Genomic DNA, 18,033 nt, shown 5'->3' with positions numbered 1-18,033 from the left:
CGCTTCGTGTGGGGGGAGAGCACCGCTAAACTTGACCTGTGGTGGGGATGCCCTTCACCCCACGCTTTTTCCCCACCGCGGTGCTCTAGGGGCCCCACACGAAGCGAGTTCACTAGATCGAGCCCCCCATCTTTTCCTCGGGCAGCCCCAACGATGAGCCACCCGTGAGGTCGACCCCACGACGGCACCGCAGACAGCACTAACGCACCAACTCCCCACGCGACCCCACCCCCAGCTTCCGCAACACATTCGCCACATGGTCCTCAACCGTCCGCCGCGACAGGAACAACGTCTCAGCGATCTCCCGGTTGGTGTGCCCGCCCGCCAGCAACCGGGCGATGTCGATCTCCCTGGGCGAGAGCGTGCCGCCGTAGCCCCGCCGCCCCCGGGTCGAGGGCACCGCACCGCCGGTGCGGCGGACCCGGTGCCTGCACCGGGCGGCGGCGATCACCGCGCCGACCCGCTCGTACACCTTGGCCAGCCCCAGGAAAGCCACCGCCCGGGTCGGGTCGAGCTCCGCGGCCCGCTCGGCCAGCCGTGCCGCCGCGTAGGGCACGCCCAGCTCCCGGTACCGCTCGGCGGCCGCCTCGTACAACCGGGCCGCCGCCACCGGGGACTCGACCGCGAGGTGCGCCCGCGCGGCGGACAGCGCGGCGTCCAGGTACGGCGCGTCCACTTCCGCGATGCCCTTGGTGGCCTCGTCGACCAGCACCCGGGCCTTGGCGAGCGCCCCGGCCGACACGTACGCCTCGACCGCGGCCGGGAGCAGGTCGCCCGCCCACGCCCACACCCGCTGGTGGCGCAGCATGGCCACGCCCGCGTCCGCCTGGGTGCACGCCGCGCGGACGTCGCCGCGGTCGAGGTGCAGCGCGACCATGCCGCCGACCGCCGCCAGCGCGACCGGTGCCATGGCCGACTCCGGCTCGCGCATCCTGGTCGCCCGGAAGCAGTCCTCGGCCCGCTGCCAGTCGCCCTGGATCGTGGCCAGCCAGCCCTGCACCAGCCGCATCTCGCCGAACACCGGCAGCGCGCCGGGGTTGGCCGCGATCAGCGCCTCGGCCCGCTGGTCCAGCCCGGCGCACCGCCCGGCCAGCCAGTCGAGGTGGATCTCGGTGCCCAGCCCGGTGCTGGTCACGTACGGCGCGGCCGCCGCCGCGGCGCCGCGCAGGCCGTGCCGCAGCAGCCGCCTGGCCCGCCCGTAGTGGCCCAGCCAGGAGCAGACGTCGGCGAGGTTGCACCAGGCCCTGGCCAGCTGGCGGGCGTGCTCGGCCTCGGCCGGGTCGACCCGGTGCGGCAGCAGCCCGATCATGTCCTCGACCTCGGGGTCGCCGATGGCCAACCGGGACTGCAGGGTGCTGGCCAGCAGCGCGGTCCTGGCCGCCCCGGCGGGCATCCGCCGGATCCGGGCCGCCAGCAGGCCCTGCCAGCGGCGGCACTCCTCGATCGACCGGTCGCCGAGGTAGGGCATGCCCAGGATGGCGATCCCGCGCATGCTCCACGCCTGCGCCACCCCCGGGGTGCCCATCGAGGTCCTGATCTTCATATCGCTGCGGACCAGGTCACCGGGGGCGCGGATGAGCAGCAGGCCGAGTCCGATGGAGACCTCGGCGCGCACCTCCTCGGTCAGCCGCGGGTCGGCGTAGCGCCGCTCCAGCACGGCGATCACCTCGTCGTGCCGGGTGCCGTCGAGCGCGTACCGGCACAGCGCGGTGACCAGCCGGGCGACGTCGTCGGCGGCGATCGACTCCTCGGTGATCAGCTCGGAGACCAGCGCGATCGCGGTGCCGTCCCGCCCGGCCGCCATGGCCTCGTCGGCGGCGAGCTCGCCGTAGCGCAGCCAGTCGCCGACCGCCCCCGCCGCCTTGGCGTGCCGGGCCAGGCAGGTCGCCGAGGTGGCCGGTTCCGCCGCGAGCGCCCGCAGCGCCCGGGTGTGCAACCGCCGCCGCTCGGCGCCGGGGAGCGACTCGTAGACCGCGCGCCGGGCCAGCGGGTGGCGGAAGCCGTACCGGCCGTCGTGTTCGTCGAGCACGTGCTCGTGGGCCAGCAGGGCCACGTCCGCCCCACCGGCCACAGTGGACAGCAGGGCGGCGGGCGCGGGCGAACCCAGCACCGCGGCGGCGCGCAGCAGCGCGCGCGCCGGTTCAGCCAAACCGGACAGACGTTCGGCCAGCTCCTCCCGCACGGACCAGGGCACGTGCAGTTCGGCGAACAGCCGCGCCGAAGCGTCCCGACCGGAGCCCAGCGCGGACACCGGATCGCACAGCGCCCCAACGACTTCCACGACGACCGCGGGCAGTCCTGCCGTCTGCCGCCAGAGCGCCTCAGCGAACTCCGCCGACACCGCCTCGACACCGGTCAGCGCCACCACCAGCTCGCGCACCCCGGCGACGTCGAGCGGCTCCACGACGAGCCGGGTCACCGCCATTCCCCGCGACCGCCGAGCCGCGGACTGGAGAGGTCGTGACTGCTGGGCAAGCAGGGCGATCGGACCCAGCGGCCTGCCGGTGACCACCAGGGTCAGCCCCGGCGGCGGGTCGGCCAGCAGGTGGCGGACCAGGTCGACGGTGTGCGCGTCGGCCCAGTGCGCGTCCTCGAGCACCAGCGTCGCGCGGCCCAGCGCGGCCAGCACCGCGCCGAACCCCTCGACCAGGCGGTGCGCCGCGCCGGGCGGCTCGGGCGGCAGCCGGTCGGCCAGCTCCGGCAGGTGCGCGCGCAGCGCGCCGGCGACCGCCCCGACCCCGGCGAGCCGGTGCGGGTAGCGGCTGAGCACGTCCACGACCACCCCGAACGGGATGCGGGCCCGCGGCGGGTCGCACCGGCCGACGGCCACCCAGCCCTGGCCGCCCGTCCGGCGCACGAGCTCGGTGACCAGCCTGCTCGTGCCGACCCCCGCCGGGCCCTCGACCAGCACCAGGGCGGGCGACCACTTGACGGCCGTGGTGAGCGCGGCCAGCTCGCGGTCCCGGCCGACCAGCGCCCCGGCGCCCGGCCGGACCCACACCCGCCGCGCGGCCTGCGCGTCGCGGGTCACCCGGCACCCAGCCTGATACCGCATCTTCGGACCCTATCCACGACGACGGGGGATCGGAACGGGATGGCGGTGCGGTCGTTCCCGCTGACCGCACCGCCACCTGACGCAGCCGCTCGGACGGCTACGTCACGGTGAGCACGAACTCCGTGCTACCGGACTTGCCCGCGGCGTCCGTCGCCGTGATGACCAGCCGGTACGTGCCCGGCTGGAACGGCGCGAACACCGACATCTGCGAGCTGCCGCCCGGGCTGACGCTGTTCGGGAAGAACATCGGGGCGAACGAGAGCCCCGTCGCGGTCAGCTTGCTGGCCCCGGTCCCGCCTGCCACGGTGACCGTCGCCTTGGCGCTCGTGCCCCTGGCCACCGTCGCCGATCCGGGGACGGCGGTGGGCCTGGGTCCCTCGGTCGATCCGCCGTCGCCCACGGTCAGGCTGTAGGTGGCCGACTTGGTCCCGGACGTGCCCTTGGCCGAGACCGTGATGGGGAAGGTGCCCTTGGCCGCGCCCGCGGCCGCCACGAAGGTCACCTTGGCCGACTCGCCGGAGGTGACCGAGGTCGGCTGGAAGGTCGCGGTGACCCCGCTGGGCAGGCCCGCGGCCGAGAGCTCCAGCCGCTCGGGCCCCTGGTCCCCGGCCGTGCTGGTGACCGTCGCCGAGATGTACTTGCCCGGCTCGACCTTGCCCGAGGTCGGCGCGACCGCCACCGAGAACGCGCCGTCGCCGGGTGGGGTCCCGCCGCCGATCTCGCCCTTGGCCCAGTCGCCCATCTCGTTGGTCAGCCGACCCATGACGCTGTAGCGGTCGCAGTTGGCCGCGCCCCAGGACACCACGCCGACGATCACGCCGTCCACGGCGAACGGGCCGCCGCTGTCACCGCTGCAGGTGCCCGTGCGGCCGTTGTCGTAGCCCACGCACACCATCAGGTCGGGGTTGACCCGGATGTTGAACACCTGGCAGCCGCTCGCGTCGTTGACCGGCAGGGTGGTCTTGTAGAGGACACCGGAGCTGCTGCCCGAGGCCGAGGTCTTGCCGTAGCCGAGGGCCACGCCGCTCTTGCCGGGCGCGGTCAGCGCCGCGTCACCGGAACCGGCGACCCTGGCCCACTGGCTCTCCGGGACCGGGAGGTCGTCGACCGTGGTGACCACCGCGACGTCGTAGCCGGTCTGCCAGCCGCCGGACCCGGTGTACTTCGGGTGCGTCTTGAACGAGGCCAGCTTCGTGCGGAACGTCTCGTCCCCGGCGGTGTTGAGGTCGTCGTCGCCGTAGAGGTAGCTCTTGTCGCCACTGACGTCGATCATGCAGTGCGCGGCCGTGATGATCTTGCGCTTGCCCACCACGGTGGCGGTGCACGACTGCCCCTGCGGGCCCCCGCCGCCGACGCGCAGCCCGGCGATGACCGACGGGTTCTCCTTGACCGTGGTGCGCTGGCCGTTGATGACCTGCGCCGTCGGGTTCGACCGCACGAGCTGGTCGGTCGGCGTCGCGGCGGTGCTGATCCGGTCCGCGGGCCGCTCCGCGGCCGAGCTCACGACCGGGACCGCGACCGCTGCCAGTGCCAGGGCACAGGCGAGCAGGAGTTTTCGCTCTCTCACTGGTTGTCCTTCGTTCGCAGGGATTCACCGAGCCACGTGGTCATCGCGACTATTGGGTCCTGCACGGGGGGAAACAACCGTGGTAATCGTGGGTATCGGCCGAAGGTGACCGAGGTCGGGACCGGGACCTGGATCCAGACCGACTAGCGGATCATGTCCCGGTCGGCCTGCCAGCGGTCGACCCGGCGCATGATCACCAGGATCAGCACCGCGGTGACCACGGCGAGCCCGCCGGTGATCGCGTTCGCGTAGAACACCGACTCGAACGTCTTCGGCGAGTCGTCCTTGACCAGCAGGTTCACCGCGAACAGATCGATGGCGTGCATGAGCACGAACAGCCCCCACCAGATCGCGATCAGCCTGCCCGCCGGGACCGTGCGCAGGTCGGCCCCGCGCGGCGGGGTGTCCGGTCGGCTGGCGCGCCAGAGGTCGCCCAGCACCATCTGCGGCAGCCACAGGTTGCCCAGCGGGATGAACCAGGACAGCAGCGCCCAGCGGATCCGCAGCCGCTGCGGCGCGTCGCAGATCCGGGCCGAGTTGATCCGGGCCCGCCACAGCCACATCAGGAAGGCGGCCCCGGACAGCGCCACCCCGGCCAGCCAGGCGTAGGACAGCAGCACGCCGCGGTCGGTGGCCCGGACGAGCTCTTCGTCGGTGACCTTCGGCACGGGGGAGTAGACGTCGAGCACCAGCTGATAGGAGTGCCAGGACTGCCACGCGGCCAGGACCGCGACGCCCGCGCTGAGCAGGATGAACGCCGAGGCGAGGAACCGGGCGCCACGCGCGGGCCTGGCCACCGGGAACTCGGGTGGCAGCCGGACCACCGCCAGACCCAGCGGGGGCGTGGCGGTCAGGTCGGGGTCGGTCATCTGGCCCTCCATCGGCTGCCGGACCGTCCCCGGGGGGTCGCCGGCCACGGCCCCGCCGTTTCACTTCCCTCTAGACTCGGACCTGGTAAGTGAAGGCTTTCACAAGGAGCGCCATGAGCACGAGGGTCAGCCGCCGCAAGGCGGGCGAGGACGCCGAGGTCATCGTGGTCGGCGCGGGACCCGCCGGGTCCACCGCGGCGACCTACCTGGCCCGCGCCGGCCTCGACGTGCTGCTCCTGGAGAAGAGCACCTTCCCCCGCGAGAAGGTCTGCGGCGACGGCCTGACCCCGCGCGGGGTCAAGCAGCTGATCGACCTGGGCATCGACACCCGCGAGGAGGCGGGCTGGCTGCACAACCGCGGCCTGCGCGTCGTCGGCGGCGGGGTGACCCTGGAGCTCGACTGGCCCGACCTGGCCACCTTCCCGCCCTACGGGGTCGTCCGCACCCGCCAGGACTTCGACGAGATGCTCGCCCGCACCGCCCAGCGCGCGGGCGCCCGGCTGCTGGAGCAGACCACGGTCACCGGCGCGGTCGTCGCCGACGGCCGCGTGGTGGGCGTCTCGGCCAAGGCGGGCCCGGACAAGACCCCGGTGACTTACCGCGCGCCCCTGGTCCTCGCCTGCGACGGCGTGTCCGCCCGGCTGGCGCTCTCGGTGGGCCTGGAGAAGATCGACAGCCGCCCGATGGGCGTCGCGGTGCGCCGCTACTACGCCTCCCCGCGCAGCAAGGACGACTACCTGGAGTCGCACCTGGAGCTGTGGGACCGCTCCGACCCGGCCAACCCGGTGCTGCTCCCCGGCTACGGCTGGATCTTCGGCATGGGCGACGGCACGGTGAACGTCGGCCTGGGCATCCTGTCGACGTCCAAGGCGTTCGGCAGCACGGACTACCGGCAGCTGCTCAAGTCCTGGTTGGACGGCACCCCGGAGGAGTGGGGCTTCCGCGAGGAGAACGCCACCAGCAAGATCGGCGGCGCGGCCCTGCCGATGGGCTTCAACCGCACCCCGCACTACCAGGACGGGTTGCTGCTGGTCGGCGACGCGGGCGGCATGGTCAACCCCTTCAACGGCGAGGGCATCGGCTACGCCATGGAGTCGGCCCGCCTGGCGGCGGAGTGCGTCATCCAGGCGCTGGCCCGGGCCGAGGGTCCCGCGCGGGAGCGGGCGCTGCACGGCTACCCGGTGGCGCTCAAGCAGGCGCTGGGCAGCTACTACCGGCTGGGGAACGTGTTCTCCAAGCTGATCGGCAACCCGACGGTGATGGGCCTGGCCACCAAGTACGGCCTGCCCCGCAAGACGCTGATGAAGCTGGTGCTCAAGCTCCTGGCGGGTCTCTACGACCCCAAGGACGGCGACGCCTACGACCGCGTCATCACCGCGGCCACCAAGCTCACCCCCAGCGCCTGACCGTCCCGGCCAGCACGACTCGCCCACCGTCCATCGGAGGCGAATTCGGCTCACCCGCTACCCGGCACCCGCTCGTGAACACCCGAAAGCGTGATCGTCGAATAGTCCGTCCCCATTGTTCCCAGAACTCGCCGAAGTGGTCTGTTAGCTACCGCAAGCACTGGGTTAGCGCTGGTCAGGCCTGGTGGACCCGCTCGCGAATGGACCACCGGTTGTTAACGGAGAGTTGCCGAGGGGGTCGAGTCCAGGCCTGTGAGGAAGGTCCTACACTGGCCGCGATGCGTGTGAAGCCGTTCACAACTCGACGGTTGAGCTTGTGAATGTTTTCACAAACTTCGCACGGTCGGTTAGGACTGCCTAACAAGCAGTGCTGTGACCCATGACCCATAGGGTTCCGACCGGAGGACGCGGGGAAAGGACGACGAAGGTGCCCATGCTCGCTGGATCGCTAGCCCAGTCTTCGGATGTGTCGTCGAACCTGGGGGTCTACCTACCCCTGGTCGTCATGTTCGCGCTGGCAGGCGCGTTCGCCGTGTTCAGTGCGCTCCTCGGCCCGCTGCTGGGCCCCAGCCGCTACAACCGGGCCAAGTTCCAGGCCTACGAGTGCGGCATCGAGCCGTCGCCGCAGCCGGTGATCGGTGGCGGCCGCGTCCCGGTCGCCTACTACCTGACGGCCATGTTGTTCATCCTGTTCGACATCGAGATGGTCTTCCTCTACCCGTTCGCGGTGTCGGCGGACGTCCTCGGGCTGTTCGGACTGGTCGAGATCTTCTTGTTCATCGCCACGGTCGGCTTCGCCTACGCCTATGTGTGGCGGCGCGGCGGGCTCGACTGGAACTGAAGGGAGGGCAGACGCCATGGGGATCGAAGAGAAGCTGCCCAACGGCATCATGTTGGCCAGCCTGGAGAAGCTGGTGAACTGGGGGCGCAAGAACTCGCTGTGGCCTGCCACGTTCGGCCTCGCCTGCTGCGCCATCGAGATGATGACCACCGGTGGCCCCCGCTACGACATCGCCCGCTTCGGCATGGAGGCCTTCCGGGCCTCGCCGCGGCAGGCCGACCTGATGATCGTCGCGGGTCGGGTGACCAACAAGATGGCCCCGGTGCTGCGCCAGATCTACGACCAGATGGCCGAGCCGCGCTGGGTGCTGGCGATGGGCGTGTGCGCCTCCTCCGGCGGCATGTTCAACAACTACGCCGTCGTGCAGGGCGTCGACCACATCGTCCCGGTCGACATGTACCTGCCGGGCTGCCCGCCGCGCCCGGAGATGCTGCTGGACGCGATCCTCAAGCTGCACGCCAAGATCCAGGACGAGCCGATCAACGCCACCCGGGCCGCCATCCGCGCGGCCAGCGGCGCGCGCACCGAGCTGATCGCGTCCTCCGTGAAGTTCGCCAAGAAGAAGTGATCTGAGCGATGGCTGACGACACCCCCACCACCCCCGAGGCAGACGCGGGCAAGCCGACGGGCGCGGCGCACTCCAGCGCCCAGCAGCCCGCCGACGGCCTGCAGGACCAGCCGGAGCCCGGCGCGGTCGCCGAGCACCGCGCGCCGGTCCCGGCCGAGCCGGTGCAGGCAGGCCGCACCCGCAAGGGCATGTTCAACGTCGCCGACACCGGCGACACCTCCGGCTTCGGCGGCCTGGTGCTGCCCGCCTACAGCCCGGCCCCGGCCGAGCGGCCCTACGGCGGCTGGTTCGACGAGTTCACCGACGACCTCAACGCCGCCATGGCCAGTCGTGGCATCCCGGCCGAGGCGGTCCAGCAGGTCACCGTCGACCGCGGCGAGATCACCTTCTACGTGCACCGCGAGCACCTGGTGGCGCTGTGCCAGGCGCTGCGCGACGAGCCGGTGCTGCGCTTCGAGCTGTGCAGCTCGGTCTCCGGTGTGGACTACGGGGTGGACGTCCCGCAGCGGCTGCACTCGGTGTACCACCTGACCTCGATGACCTTCCGGCGCCGGATCCGGCTCGAGGTCGCGGTGGACGTCGAGGACGCGCACATCCCCTCGGTCGTCGCGGTCTACCCGACCGCCGACTGGCAGGAGCGCGAGGCCTGGGACATGTTCGGCATCGTCTACGACGGACACCCGGCGCTGACCCGGATCCTGATGCCGGACGACTGGGACGGACACCCCCAGCGCAAGGACTACCCGCTGGGCGGCATCCCGGTGGAGTACAAGGGCGCGGAGATCCCTCCGCCCGACCAGCGGAGGTCGTACTCGTGACCACCAGCCACAACGACACCGAGTCGGCCGTCCCCGCGGCGAGCCGGGAGACCACCGAGGGACGGGTCTACACCGTCACCGGCGGCGACTGGGACACCGTCCTGGAAGACGCCGTCCACGACGAGCGGATCATCATCAACCTCGGTCCGCAGCACCCGTCCACGCACGGCGTGCTGCGGCTGGTGCTCGAGCTCGAGGGCGAGACGGTCACCCAGGCCCGGTCGGTGATCGGCTACCTGCACACCGGCATCGAGAAGAACTGCGAGTACCGGAACTGGACCCAGGGCGTCACCTTCGTGACGCGGATGGACTACCTGGCGCCGCTGTCCAACGAGGCCGCCTACTGCATGTCGGTGGAGAAGCTGCTCGGCATCGAGGTCCCGCCGCGCGCCCAGGTCATCCGGGTGCTGCTGCTGGAGATCAACCGGATCAGCTCGCACCTGGTGGCGCTGGCCACCGGCGGCATGGAGCTGGGCTCGCTGACCGCGATGACCGCCGGTTTCCGGGAGCGCGAAGAGGCGCTGCACCTGCTGGAGCACCTGACCGGCCTGCGGATGAACCACGCGTTCATCCGCCCCGGCGGCGTCGCCCAGGACCTGCCGGACGACTACGAGGTCAAGGTCAAAGAGTTCCTGCAGGTGATGAACAAGCGCCTGCCGGACTACGACAAGCTGCTCACCGGCCAGCCGATCTGGAAGAACCGGCTCAAGGACGTCGGCTACCTCCCGGTCGACGCCTGCCTGGCGCTGGGCATCACCGGCCCGATCCTGCGCTCCGCGGGCCTGGCCTGGGACCTGCGCAAGACCGAGCCGTACCTGGGCTACGAGGAGTACGACTTCGAGGTCCCGACCTCGACCGCGGCCGACTCGTTCGCCCGCTACCTGCTGCGGCTGGAGGAGATGCACCAGTCGCTGCGGATCATCAACCAGGCGCTCAAGAAGCTCGAGCCCGGCCCGGTGATGGTCGCCGACCAGAAGGTCGCCTGGCCCGCCAAGCTGACCATCGGCCCGGACGGCATGGGCAACTCGCTCGAGCACGTGCAGAAGATCATGGGTCAGTCGATGGAGTCGCTGATCCACCACTTCAAGCTGGTCACCGAGGGCTTCCACGTCCCGGCGGGCCAGGTGTACGTGCCGATCGAGTCCCCGCGCGGCGAGCTGGGCTACCACGTGGTCTCCGACGGCGGCACCCGGCCGCTGCGGGTGCACGTGCGCGACCCAAGCTTCGTGAACCTGCAGGCGATGCCCGCGATGTCCGAGGGCGGCATGGTCGCCGACGTGATCGCGGCCGTCGCCTCGATCGACCCGGTGATGGGGGGGTGTGACCGTTGAGCAGCACCGGTTCCACATACGGTGGCTCCAGCGTCGGCGCGGGCCGGACGCACCAGTCGACGGTGGGCGACACCGACGTGCTCGGTGTCTCGCCGGTCGAGGCCGAGCACCTGGTGACCGACGTCGCCGAGGACCTGAGCGTGTTCGACGCGCTCACCGTCGAGCGCGCGCAGGCGATCATCGCCCGCTACCCGCAGGCGCGCTCCGCGCTGCTGCCGATGCTGCACCTGGTGCAGTCGGTGGAGGGTCGGGTCAGCCAGGCGGGCATCCAGTTCTGCGCGCTGCAGCTGGACCTGACCGCCGCCGAGGTCAGCGCGGTCGCGACCTTCTACACCATGTACAAGCGCAAGACCTGCGGTGAGCACCTGGTGAGCGTGTGCACCAACACGCTGTGCGCGGTGCTGGGCGGCGACGAGATCTACCAGCAGCTCGGCGAGCACCTGGGCCAGGACGGCAAGCGCCTCGGGCACAACGAGACCGCGGGCGAGCCGGGTGCGCCGGGCTCGATCACCCTGGAGCACGCCGAGTGCCTGGCGGCCTGCGACCTCGGGCCGGTCATCCAGGTCAACTACGAGTTCTACGACAACCAGACCCCGGGGTCCGCGGTCGCGCTGGTCGACTCGCTGCGCGCGGGCGGCAAGCCCGCGCCGACCCGGGGCGCCCCGCTGCGCGACTTCCGCACCGCGGAGCTGGAGCTGGCCGGGTTCTGGCCCGAGGACGAGGCCGGTTACCGGTCCACTGTGGACGGCCCGAGCGCCGCCGTGGAAACCTTGCGCGGCGCGCGGTTGGCCGAAGAGCGCGGCTGGACCGCTCCGTCCATGCCGAACCCGCCGCTTCCGGAGGTGGAGAAGAAGTGACCACTCCGAACACGACACCGGTCAACAAGCCCGCACCGGTCACCCCGGTGCTGACCAAGCGCTGGCTGTCCCCGACCTCGTGGTCGATCAAGACCTACGAGCAGCTGGAGGGCTACACCGCGCTGCGCAAGGCGCTCGCGGGCACCCCCGAGCAGCTCGTCGAGCTGGTCAAGGCCTCCGGCCTGCGCGGCCGTGGCGGCGCCGGTTTCCCGGCGGGCATCAAGTGGTCCTTCATGCCCCCCAACGAGGACAAGCCGCACTACCTGGTGATCAACGCCGACGAGGGCGAGCCGGGCACGTGCAAGGACATCCCGCTGATGATGGCCGACCCGCACTCGCTCATCGAGGGCTGCGTCATCGCCTCGTACGCGATGCGGTCGCACCACTGCTTCATCTACGTCCGCGGTGAGGCCCTGCACTGCATCCGCAGGCTCAACGCCGCGGTGCGCGAGGCGCACGCGGCGGGCTACCTCGGCGCGAACATCCTCGACTCCGGGTTCGACCTGGAGATCACCGTGCACGCGGGCGCGGGCGCCTACATCTGCGGTGAGGAGACGGCGCTGCTCGACTCGCTGGAGGGCCGTCGCGGCCAGCCGCGGCTCAAGCCGCCGTTCCCCGCCGCCGCGGGCCTCTACGCCGCGCCGACCACGGTGAACAACGTCGAGACCATCGCGAGCGTGCCGTTCATCGTCAACGGCGGCTCCGACTGGTTCCGCACCATGGGCACCGAGAAGTCGCCCGGCCCGAAGATCTACTCGATCTCCGGCCACGTCACCAACCCCGGCCAGTTCGAGGCGCCGCTGGGCACCACGCTGCGCGAGCTGCTGGAGCTGGCGGGCGGCATGAAGGACGGCGTCCCGCTGAAGTTCTGGACCCCGGGCGGTTCGTCCACGCCGATGTTCACCGCCGAGCACCTCGACGTCCCGCTGGACTTCGAGGGCGCCGCGGCGGCGGGCTCGATGCTGGGCACCACCGCGGTGATGGTCTTCAACGAGACCGTGTCGGTGCCCTGGGCGGTCATGAAGTGGACCCAGTTCTACGAGCACGAGTCGTGCGGCAAGTGCACGCCGTGCCGCGAGGGCACCTACTGGCTGACCGGGATCCTGGAGCGGATGGTCGAGGGCAAGGGCACCGAGTCCGACATCGACACCCTGCTCGACATCTGCGACAACATCCTCGGCCGCTCGTTCTGCGCGCTGGGTGACGGCGCGGTCAGCCCGATCACCAGCGGCATCAAGTACTTCCGCGACGAGTTCCTCGCCCTGTGCGAGCAGAACCGCCCCGCCCTCGCAGGAGCGCACTCATGACCATCGCGCCGGAGAACCCGACGACCGAGAAGGCCCCGGTGCCCGAGGGGCACGTGCGGCTCGTCGTCGACGGCCACGAGATCGACGCGCCCAAGGGCGAGCTGGTCATCCGGGCCGCCGAGCGGCTGGGCATCCAGATCCCGCGGTTCTGCGACCACCCGCTGCTCGAACCGGCCGGGGCCTGTCGCCAGTGCCTGGTCGAGGTCGAGATGGGCGGGCGCCCGATGCCCAAGCCGCAGGCCTCCTGCACGATCACCGTCGCCGACGGCATGGTGGTCAAGACGCAGCTGACCTCGCCGGTGGCCGACAAGGCGCAGCAGGGCGTGATGGAGCTGCTGCTGATCAACCACCCGCTGGACTGCCCGATCTGCGACAAGGGCGGTGAGTGCCCGCTGCAGAACCAGGCGATGGCGCACGGCCGCACCGAGTCCCGGTTCGTCGAGACCAAGCGGACCTTCGCCAAGCCGATCCCGGTGTCCACCCAGGTGCTGCTGGACCGGGAGCGCTGCGTGCTCTGCCAGCGCTGCACCCGGTTCTCCGCGCAGATCGCGGGCGACCCGTTCATCGAGCTGCTCGAGCGCGGCGCCCAGCAGCAGATCGGGATCGCCGAGGAGAAGCCGTTCCAGAGCTACTTCTCCGGCAACACCATCCAGATCTGCCCGGTCGGCGCGCTCACCAGCGCGGCCTACCGGTTCCGCTCCCGCCCGTTCGACCTGGTGTCCACCCCGAGCGTGTGCGAGCACTGCTCGTCGGGCTGTGCCGAGCGCACGGACTGGCGGCGCGGCAAGGTCATGCGCAAGCTCGCGGGCGACGACCCCGAGGTCAACGAGGAGTGGATCTGCGACAAGGGCCGCTTCGCGTTCCGCTACGCCACCGCCGGTGACCGGGTCCGCAGGCCGCTGGTCCGCGACGCCAAGACCGGCGAGCTGGTCGAGACCAGCTGGACCGACGCGCTGCAGATCGCGGCCGAGGGCCTGGCCAAGGCCCGCGACGGCAAGGGTGTCGGGGTGCTCGCGGGCGGTCGGCTGACCGTCGAGGACGCCTACGCCTACGCCAAGTTCGCCCGGCTCGCGCTGCGCACCAACGACATCGACTTCCGCGCCCGGCCGCACTCGGCCGAGGAGCTGGACTTCCTGGCCTCGACCGTGGTCGGCACCACGCCGGAGACCGGCGTGACCTTCCGCGCCATCGAGGCGGCCCCGGCCGCGCTGCTGGTGGCCTTCGAGCCGGAGGAAGAGGCCCCGATCGTGTTCCTGCGGCTGCGCAAGGCGGCCCGCAAGAACCGGACGAAGGTCTTCCACCTCGGCCAGTGGACGAGCCCGAGCGTCACCAAGACCAACGCCACGCTGCTCGCCTGCGTTCCCGGTGCCGAGCCCGCCGCGCTCGACGGCCTGGCCGCGCACGCCCCGGACGTCACCGCCGCGCTGGGCGCGCCCGGCGCGGTGATCCTGGTCGGCGAGCGCGCCGCCCAGGTGCCCGGTCTGCTCAGCTCGGTCCTGCGGCTGGCCGAGTCCACCGGTGCCAAGATCGCCTGGATCCCGCGCCGGGCCGGTGAGCGCGGTGCGCTCGACGCCGGTGCCGCGCCCACGCTGCTGCCCGGTGGTCGCCTGGTCACCGACGACGCGGCCCGCGCCGTGGTGGAGCGGACCTGGGGCCTGGCCGAGGGTTCGCTGCCCGCCGCGCCCGGCCGCGACACCGACGCGATCCTCGCCGCCGCCGACAACCACAAGCTCGACGGACTGGTGATCGGCGGGGTCGACCCGTTCGACCTGGCCGACCCGGAGCTCGCGCTGCGCGCGATCGCCGAGGCCGGGTTCGTGGTGAGCCTGGAACTGCGGCACAGCGCGGTCACCGAGCTCGCCGACGTGGTGCTCCCGGTCGCCCCGGCGGCCGAGAAGTCCGGCAGCTACCTCAACTGGGAGGGCCGCACCCGCGCGTTCGGCCACACCCTGGAGGGCACCGGCGCGCTGCCCGACGGCCGGGTCCTGGACTCGCTCGCCGTCGAGCTCGACGTCGACCTCTACACCCAGACCCCGGCGGCCAGCGCGGCCGACCTGGCCCGGCTGCCCGCCGTGGCCCGGACCGCCACCACCCCCCGGGTGAGCGCCGACCCGGCGAGTCCGGCGGCGGGCCAGGCGGTGCTCGCCAGCTGGCGGATGCTGCTGGACAACGGGTCGCTGCAGGACGACGAGCCGCACCTGGCGGGCACCGCCCGGCCGGTGTACGCGCGGCTCTCCCTCAAGACCGCGACCGACCTGGGCGTCTCCGTCGCGGGCACCGCCCGGGTGGCCACCGAGCGCGGTGCGGTGTCGGTGCCGGTCCAGATCGCCGACCTGCCCGACGGTGTGGTGTGGCTGCCCGGCAACTCCGGGCGCACCCCGCTGCGCCGGGTGCTCGGCGCGGGCCACGGCGCCGTGGTGACGGTTACTGGAGGCAACGCATGACCCGGGCCCAACTCCTCGCCGACGACCCGATCTGGCTCATCCTGATCAAGGCCGTGGTGCTGCTGCTGCTCGGCGCGGTGGCGACCATGGCGATGATCATCCTGGAGCGCAAGATCGTCGCCAGGATGCAGCACCGCCCCGGCCCCAACCGGGTCGGCCCGAACGGCTGGTTCCAGTCCATCGCGGACGCGATCAAGCTGCCGTTCAAGGAGCAGATCATCCCGGACACGGCCGACCGGAAGGTCTACTTCCTGGCGCCGATCATGTCCACCATCCCGGCCTTCCTGGCCTTCTCGGTGATCCCGTTCGGCCCGGAGGTCTCGATCTTCGGCGAGCGCACCGTGCTGCAGCTGGTCGACCTGCCGGTCGGCGTGCTGGTGGTGCTGGCCTGCTCCTCGATGGGCGTCTACGGCATCGTGCTGGCGGGCTGGGCCTCCGGCTCGCCGTACCCGCTGCTCGGCGGTCTGCGCTCGGCGGCCCAGGTGATCTCCTACGAGATCGCGATGGGCCTGTCCATCGTCGCGGTGATCCTCTACACCGGGTCGCTCTCCACCGGCGACATCGTCGACGCGCAACGCGGCGGCTGGTACTTCTTCCTGCTGATCCCGAGTTTCGTCATCTACTTCATCTCGATGATCGGCGAGACCAACCGGGCCCCGTTCGACCTCCCGGAGGCCGAGTCGGAGCTGGTCGGCGGCTTCCACACCGAGTACAGCTCGATGAAGTTCGCGCTGTTCTTCCTCGCCGAGTACGTCAACATGGTCATCGTCTCGGCCTTCTGCACCACGCTGTTCTTCGGCGGGTACATGGCTCCGTGGCCGATCTCGCTGATCGACGACAACTACTTCAACACCGGCTGGTGGCCGCTGTTGTGGTTCTTCGGCAAGACCTGGGTGTTCCTGTTCGTCTTCATCTGGCTGCGCGGCACGCTGCCCCGGCTGCGCTACGACCAGTTCATGCGGCTGGGCTGGAAGGTCCTGGTCCCGGCCAACCTGGTCTGGATCGTCGCGGTGGTCGCGCTGCGCGCGGTGCGCAACGAGGCCGACATCTCCACGACCACGGTCTTCGTCATCGGCGGGGTGATCCTGGTGATCCTCATCGGGCTCTCCTTCCTGCTGCCCGACCGGCAGGTCCCCGACGACGCCGAGCGGGTCCCGGTCACCGGTGGCGGCTACCCGGTGCCACCGCTGGACCTCAAGGTCCCGAGCAAGGAAGACGCCAAGCCCCGGGTGCGCCGCAGGCGGCAGACCGCCGCCGTCGGCGCGGGTGCGGGCGCCGACAAGGAGACTGAGCAGTGAGCATCTTCGACCCCCTGAAGGGCTTCGGCGTCACCTTCTCGACGATGTTCAAGAAGGTCGTCACCGAGGAGTACCCGGAGAACTTCCCCGGCACCGCACCGCGCTACCACGGCCGCCACCAGCTCAACCGGCACCCGGACGGGCTGGAGAAGTGCGTCGGCTGCGAGCTGTGCGCCTGGGCCTGCCCGGCCGACGCGATCTTCGTCGAGGGCGGCGACAACACCGAGGACGCGCGCTACTCCCCGGGCGAGCGCTACGGCGCCGACTACCAGATCAACTACCTGCGCTGCATCGGCTGCGGCCTGTGCATCGAGGCCTGCCCGACCCGCTCGCTGACGATGCTCAACGACTTCGAGCTCGCCGACGACGACCGGCAGCGGCTGATCTACACCAAGGAGCAGCTGCTCGCGCCGCTGCTGCCGGGCATGGAGCAGCCGCCGCACCCGATGCGCCTGGGCGAGAACGAGCAGGACTACTACGTCAACGGCCCGCAGCTGGCCCGGAACGCGGAGGCCGGCAAGTGAGCGCGATGGTGTTGGCCCAGGCCGCGAACCAGGTGAGCACCGGCGAGGCGGTGGCCTTCTGGGTGCTCGGCCCGCTGGCCCTGGCCGGTGGCCTCGGCATGATCTTCGCCCGCAACGCCGTGCACTCGGCGCTGTTCCTGGTGATGACCATGCTCAGCCTGGGCGTGATCTACATGGTGCAGCAGGCGCCGTTCCTGGGCTTCGTGCAGATCATCGTCTACACCGGCGCGATCATGATGCTGTTCCTGTTCGTGCTGATGCTGGTCGGCCGCGACTCCTCGGACTCGGTGGTCGAGGTGCTGCGCGGCCAGCGGCTGTGGGCCGGTGTGCTCGGCGTCGGCCTCGCGGTGCTGATCGTGGCCGCGGTCGGCCGCGCGTTCACCGACGTCACCGCGGTCGGCCTGGCCGGTGAGCAGGCCAACGGCGGCAAGGGCAACGTCGCCAACATCGGCCTGAGCATCTTCGACGAGTACCTGTTCCCGTTCGAGCTGACCTCGGCGCTGCTGATCACCGCCGCCGTCGGCGCGATGGTGCTGGGCTACGTCGACCGGCACCTGCGCGGCAAGAGGACGCAGAAGGAGCTGGTCGAGGCCCGCTTCCGCGGCGAGCACGACCGCCCGTCGCCGCTGCCCGGCCCCGGCGTGTTCGCCACCTCGAACTCGGTCGCCACCCCGGCGCTGCTGCCCGACGGCTCGGTCGCCGAGGAGTCGCTCTCGCGGCTCATCGACGCCACCGCCTCGGAGAAGCTCGACGAGGAGCGCAAGGCCGTCGCAGGCACCCTGCCTGGGCCCGACGCCCGTGCGCTCGCACCCGGTAAGGAGAAGTAGGAGCATGACCCCTACGTACTACTTGCTGCTGTCCGCCCTGCTGTTCACCATCGGCGCGGTCGGCGTCCTGGTGCGCCGCAACGCCATCGTGGTGTTCATGTGCGTCGAGCTGATGCTCAACGCGGTGAACCTGTCGCTGGTGACCTTCGCGCGGATCAACGGCTCGCTGTCCGGCCAGGTGATGGCGTTCTTCGTGATGGTGGTCGCCGCCGCCGAGGTCGTGGTCGGCTTGGCGATCATCATGTCGATCTTCCGCACCCGCCGGACGGCCTCGGTCGACGACTCCAACCTGCTGAAGTACTGAGGGGACACTCGGTGACG

General features: G+C 71.3%; 15 protein-coding genes. 12 read left to right on the top strand and 3 right to left on the bottom strand.

The window, feature by feature from the left end:
* Window positions 1-199: 199 nt before the first annotated feature.
* From QSK30_RS18090 to QSK30_RS18080, 3 genes are all read right to left on the bottom strand, one after another.
* Window positions 200-3,055, bottom strand: a complete 2,856-nt coding sequence (locus QSK30_RS18090; protein ID WP_285504215.1) for an ATP-binding protein — start codon at window positions 3,053-3,055, stop codon at window positions 200-202.
* Between the two features lie 97 nt (window positions 3,056-3,152).
* The gene (locus QSK30_RS18085) at window positions 3,153-4,622 is read right to left on the bottom strand and encodes a trypsin-like serine protease (RefSeq protein WP_285504213.1); all 1,470 of its coding nucleotides are present in this window, start codon (window positions 4,620-4,622) and stop codon (window positions 3,153-3,155) included.
* A 143-nt stretch (window positions 4,623-4,765) separates the two neighbouring features.
* A complete protein-coding gene (locus QSK30_RS18080) occupies window positions 4,766-5,491 on the bottom strand; it encodes a DUF4328 domain-containing protein (protein ID WP_285504211.1) in 726 nt (241 codons plus the stop codon).
* 113 nt (window positions 5,492-5,604) lie between these two features.
* On the opposite strand from QSK30_RS18080, the gene QSK30_RS18075 reads away from it, so the two are divergent.
* The 12 genes from QSK30_RS18075 to nuoK all read left to right on the top strand — a co-directional run bounded on the left by QSK30_RS18075 (window position 5,605) and on the right by nuoK (window position 18,016).
* Entirely contained in the window at window positions 5,605-6,897 is a 1,293-nt protein-coding gene (locus tag QSK30_RS18075) for a geranylgeranyl reductase family protein (protein WP_285504210.1), read from the top strand.
* 433 nt (window positions 6,898-7,330) lie between these two features.
* Window positions 7,331-7,738 (top strand): NADH-quinone oxidoreductase subunit A, encoded by a 408-nt coding sequence (locus QSK30_RS18070; RefSeq protein ID WP_285504234.1) that lies wholly within the window; start codon window positions 7,331-7,333, stop codon window positions 7,736-7,738.
* A gap of 16 nt (window positions 7,739-7,754) precedes the next feature.
* Entirely contained in the window at window positions 7,755-8,306 is a 552-nt protein-coding gene (locus tag QSK30_RS18065) for a NuoB/complex I 20 kDa subunit family protein (protein ID WP_352231587.1), read from the top strand.
* A gap of 8 nt (window positions 8,307-8,314) precedes the next feature.
* A complete protein-coding gene (locus QSK30_RS18060) occupies window positions 8,315-9,124 on the top strand; it encodes an NADH-quinone oxidoreductase subunit C (protein ID WP_285504208.1) in 810 nt (269 codons plus the stop codon).
* Window positions 9,121-10,455 carry an NADH-quinone oxidoreductase subunit D gene (locus QSK30_RS18055; protein ID WP_285504206.1) on the top strand — a complete coding sequence of 445 codons (1,335 nt, stop codon included), beginning with the start codon at window positions 9,121-9,123 and terminating at the stop codon, window positions 10,453-10,455. The genes QSK30_RS18060 and QSK30_RS18055 overlap by 4 nt, the downstream gene beginning before the upstream one ends.
* On the top strand, window positions 10,452-11,312 hold the full coding sequence (nuoE, locus tag QSK30_RS18050; protein WP_502871846.1) for an NADH-quinone oxidoreductase subunit NuoE: 861 nt from the start codon (window positions 10,452-10,454) through the stop codon (window positions 11,310-11,312). The genes QSK30_RS18055 and nuoE overlap by 4 nt, the downstream gene beginning before the upstream one ends.
* Window positions 11,309-12,619 (top strand): NADH-quinone oxidoreductase subunit NuoF, encoded by a 1,311-nt coding sequence (gene nuoF, locus QSK30_RS18045; RefSeq protein ID WP_285504204.1) that lies wholly within the window; start codon window positions 11,309-11,311, stop codon window positions 12,617-12,619. Before nuoE ends, nuoF begins: the two co-directional genes overlap by 4 nt.
* A complete protein-coding gene (locus QSK30_RS18040) occupies window positions 12,616-15,063 on the top strand; it encodes an NADH-quinone oxidoreductase subunit G (RefSeq protein WP_285504203.1) in 2,448 nt (815 codons plus the stop codon). Before nuoF ends, QSK30_RS18040 begins: the two co-directional genes overlap by 4 nt.
* Window positions 15,060-16,361: an NADH-quinone oxidoreductase subunit NuoH gene (gene nuoH / locus QSK30_RS18035; RefSeq protein ID WP_285504201.1), complete on the top strand. Its 1,302-nt coding sequence runs from the start codon at window positions 15,060-15,062 to the stop codon at window positions 16,359-16,361. Before QSK30_RS18040 ends, nuoH begins: the two co-directional genes overlap by 4 nt.
* Entirely contained in the window at window positions 16,358-16,885 is a 528-nt protein-coding gene (gene nuoI, locus QSK30_RS18030) for an NADH-quinone oxidoreductase subunit NuoI (protein WP_285504200.1), read from the top strand. The genes nuoH and nuoI overlap by 4 nt, the downstream gene beginning before the upstream one ends.
* A gap of 5 nt (window positions 16,886-16,890) precedes the next feature.
* Window positions 16,891-17,712 carry an NADH-quinone oxidoreductase subunit J gene (locus tag QSK30_RS18025; protein WP_285504231.1) on the top strand — a complete coding sequence of 274 codons (822 nt, stop codon included), beginning with the start codon at window positions 16,891-16,893 and terminating at the stop codon, window positions 17,710-17,712.
* Window positions 17,713-17,716: 4 nt separating this feature from the next.
* On the top strand, window positions 17,717-18,016 hold the full coding sequence (nuoK, locus tag QSK30_RS18020) for an NADH-quinone oxidoreductase subunit NuoK (protein WP_285504199.1): 300 nt from the start codon (window positions 17,717-17,719) through the stop codon (window positions 18,014-18,016).
* Window positions 18,017-18,033: the final 17 nt, after the last annotated feature.

The organism is Actinokineospora sp. NBRC 105648 (genome assembly GCF_030269645.1).
Classification (GTDB): Bacteria; Actinomycetota; Actinomycetes; order Mycobacteriales; family Pseudonocardiaceae; genus Actinokineospora.
Note: the sequence above shows the minus strand (reverse complement) of the source record. Positions and strands in the feature narration are given on the sequence as shown.

What these genes read in the sequence shown, in the direction of transcription:
- QSK30_RS18090 (WP_285504215.1), bottom strand. Translation starts at nt 3,055, where the DNA reads ATGCGGTATCAGGCTGGGTGCCGGGTGACCCGCGACGCGCAGGCCGCG.
- QSK30_RS18080 (WP_285504211.1), bottom strand. Translation starts at nt 5,491, where the DNA reads ATGACCGACCCCGACCTGACCGCCACGCCCCCGCTGGGTCTGGCGGTG.
- QSK30_RS18075 (WP_285504210.1), top strand. Translation starts at nt 5,605, where the DNA reads ATGAGCACGAGGGTCAGCCGCCGCAAGGCGGGCGAGGACGCCGAGGTC.
- QSK30_RS18070 (WP_285504234.1), top strand. Translation starts at nt 7,331, where the DNA reads ATGCTCGCTGGATCGCTAGCCCAGTCTTCGGATGTGTCGTCGAACCTG.
- QSK30_RS18065 (WP_352231587.1), top strand. Translation starts at nt 7,755, where the DNA reads ATGGGGATCGAAGAGAAGCTGCCCAACGGCATCATGTTGGCCAGCCTG.
- QSK30_RS18060 (WP_285504208.1), top strand. Translation starts at nt 8,315, where the DNA reads ATGGCTGACGACACCCCCACCACCCCCGAGGCAGACGCGGGCAAGCCG.
- QSK30_RS18040 (WP_285504203.1), top strand. Translation starts at nt 12,616, where the DNA reads ATGACCATCGCGCCGGAGAACCCGACGACCGAGAAGGCCCCGGTGCCC.
- nuoH (WP_285504201.1), top strand. Translation starts at nt 15,060, where the DNA reads ATGACCCGGGCCCAACTCCTCGCCGACGACCCGATCTGGCTCATCCTG.
- QSK30_RS18025 (WP_285504231.1), top strand. Translation starts at nt 16,891, where the DNA reads ATGGTGTTGGCCCAGGCCGCGAACCAGGTGAGCACCGGCGAGGCGGTG.
- nuoK (WP_285504199.1), top strand. Translation starts at nt 17,717, where the DNA reads ATGACCCCTACGTACTACTTGCTGCTGTCCGCCCTGCTGTTCACCATC.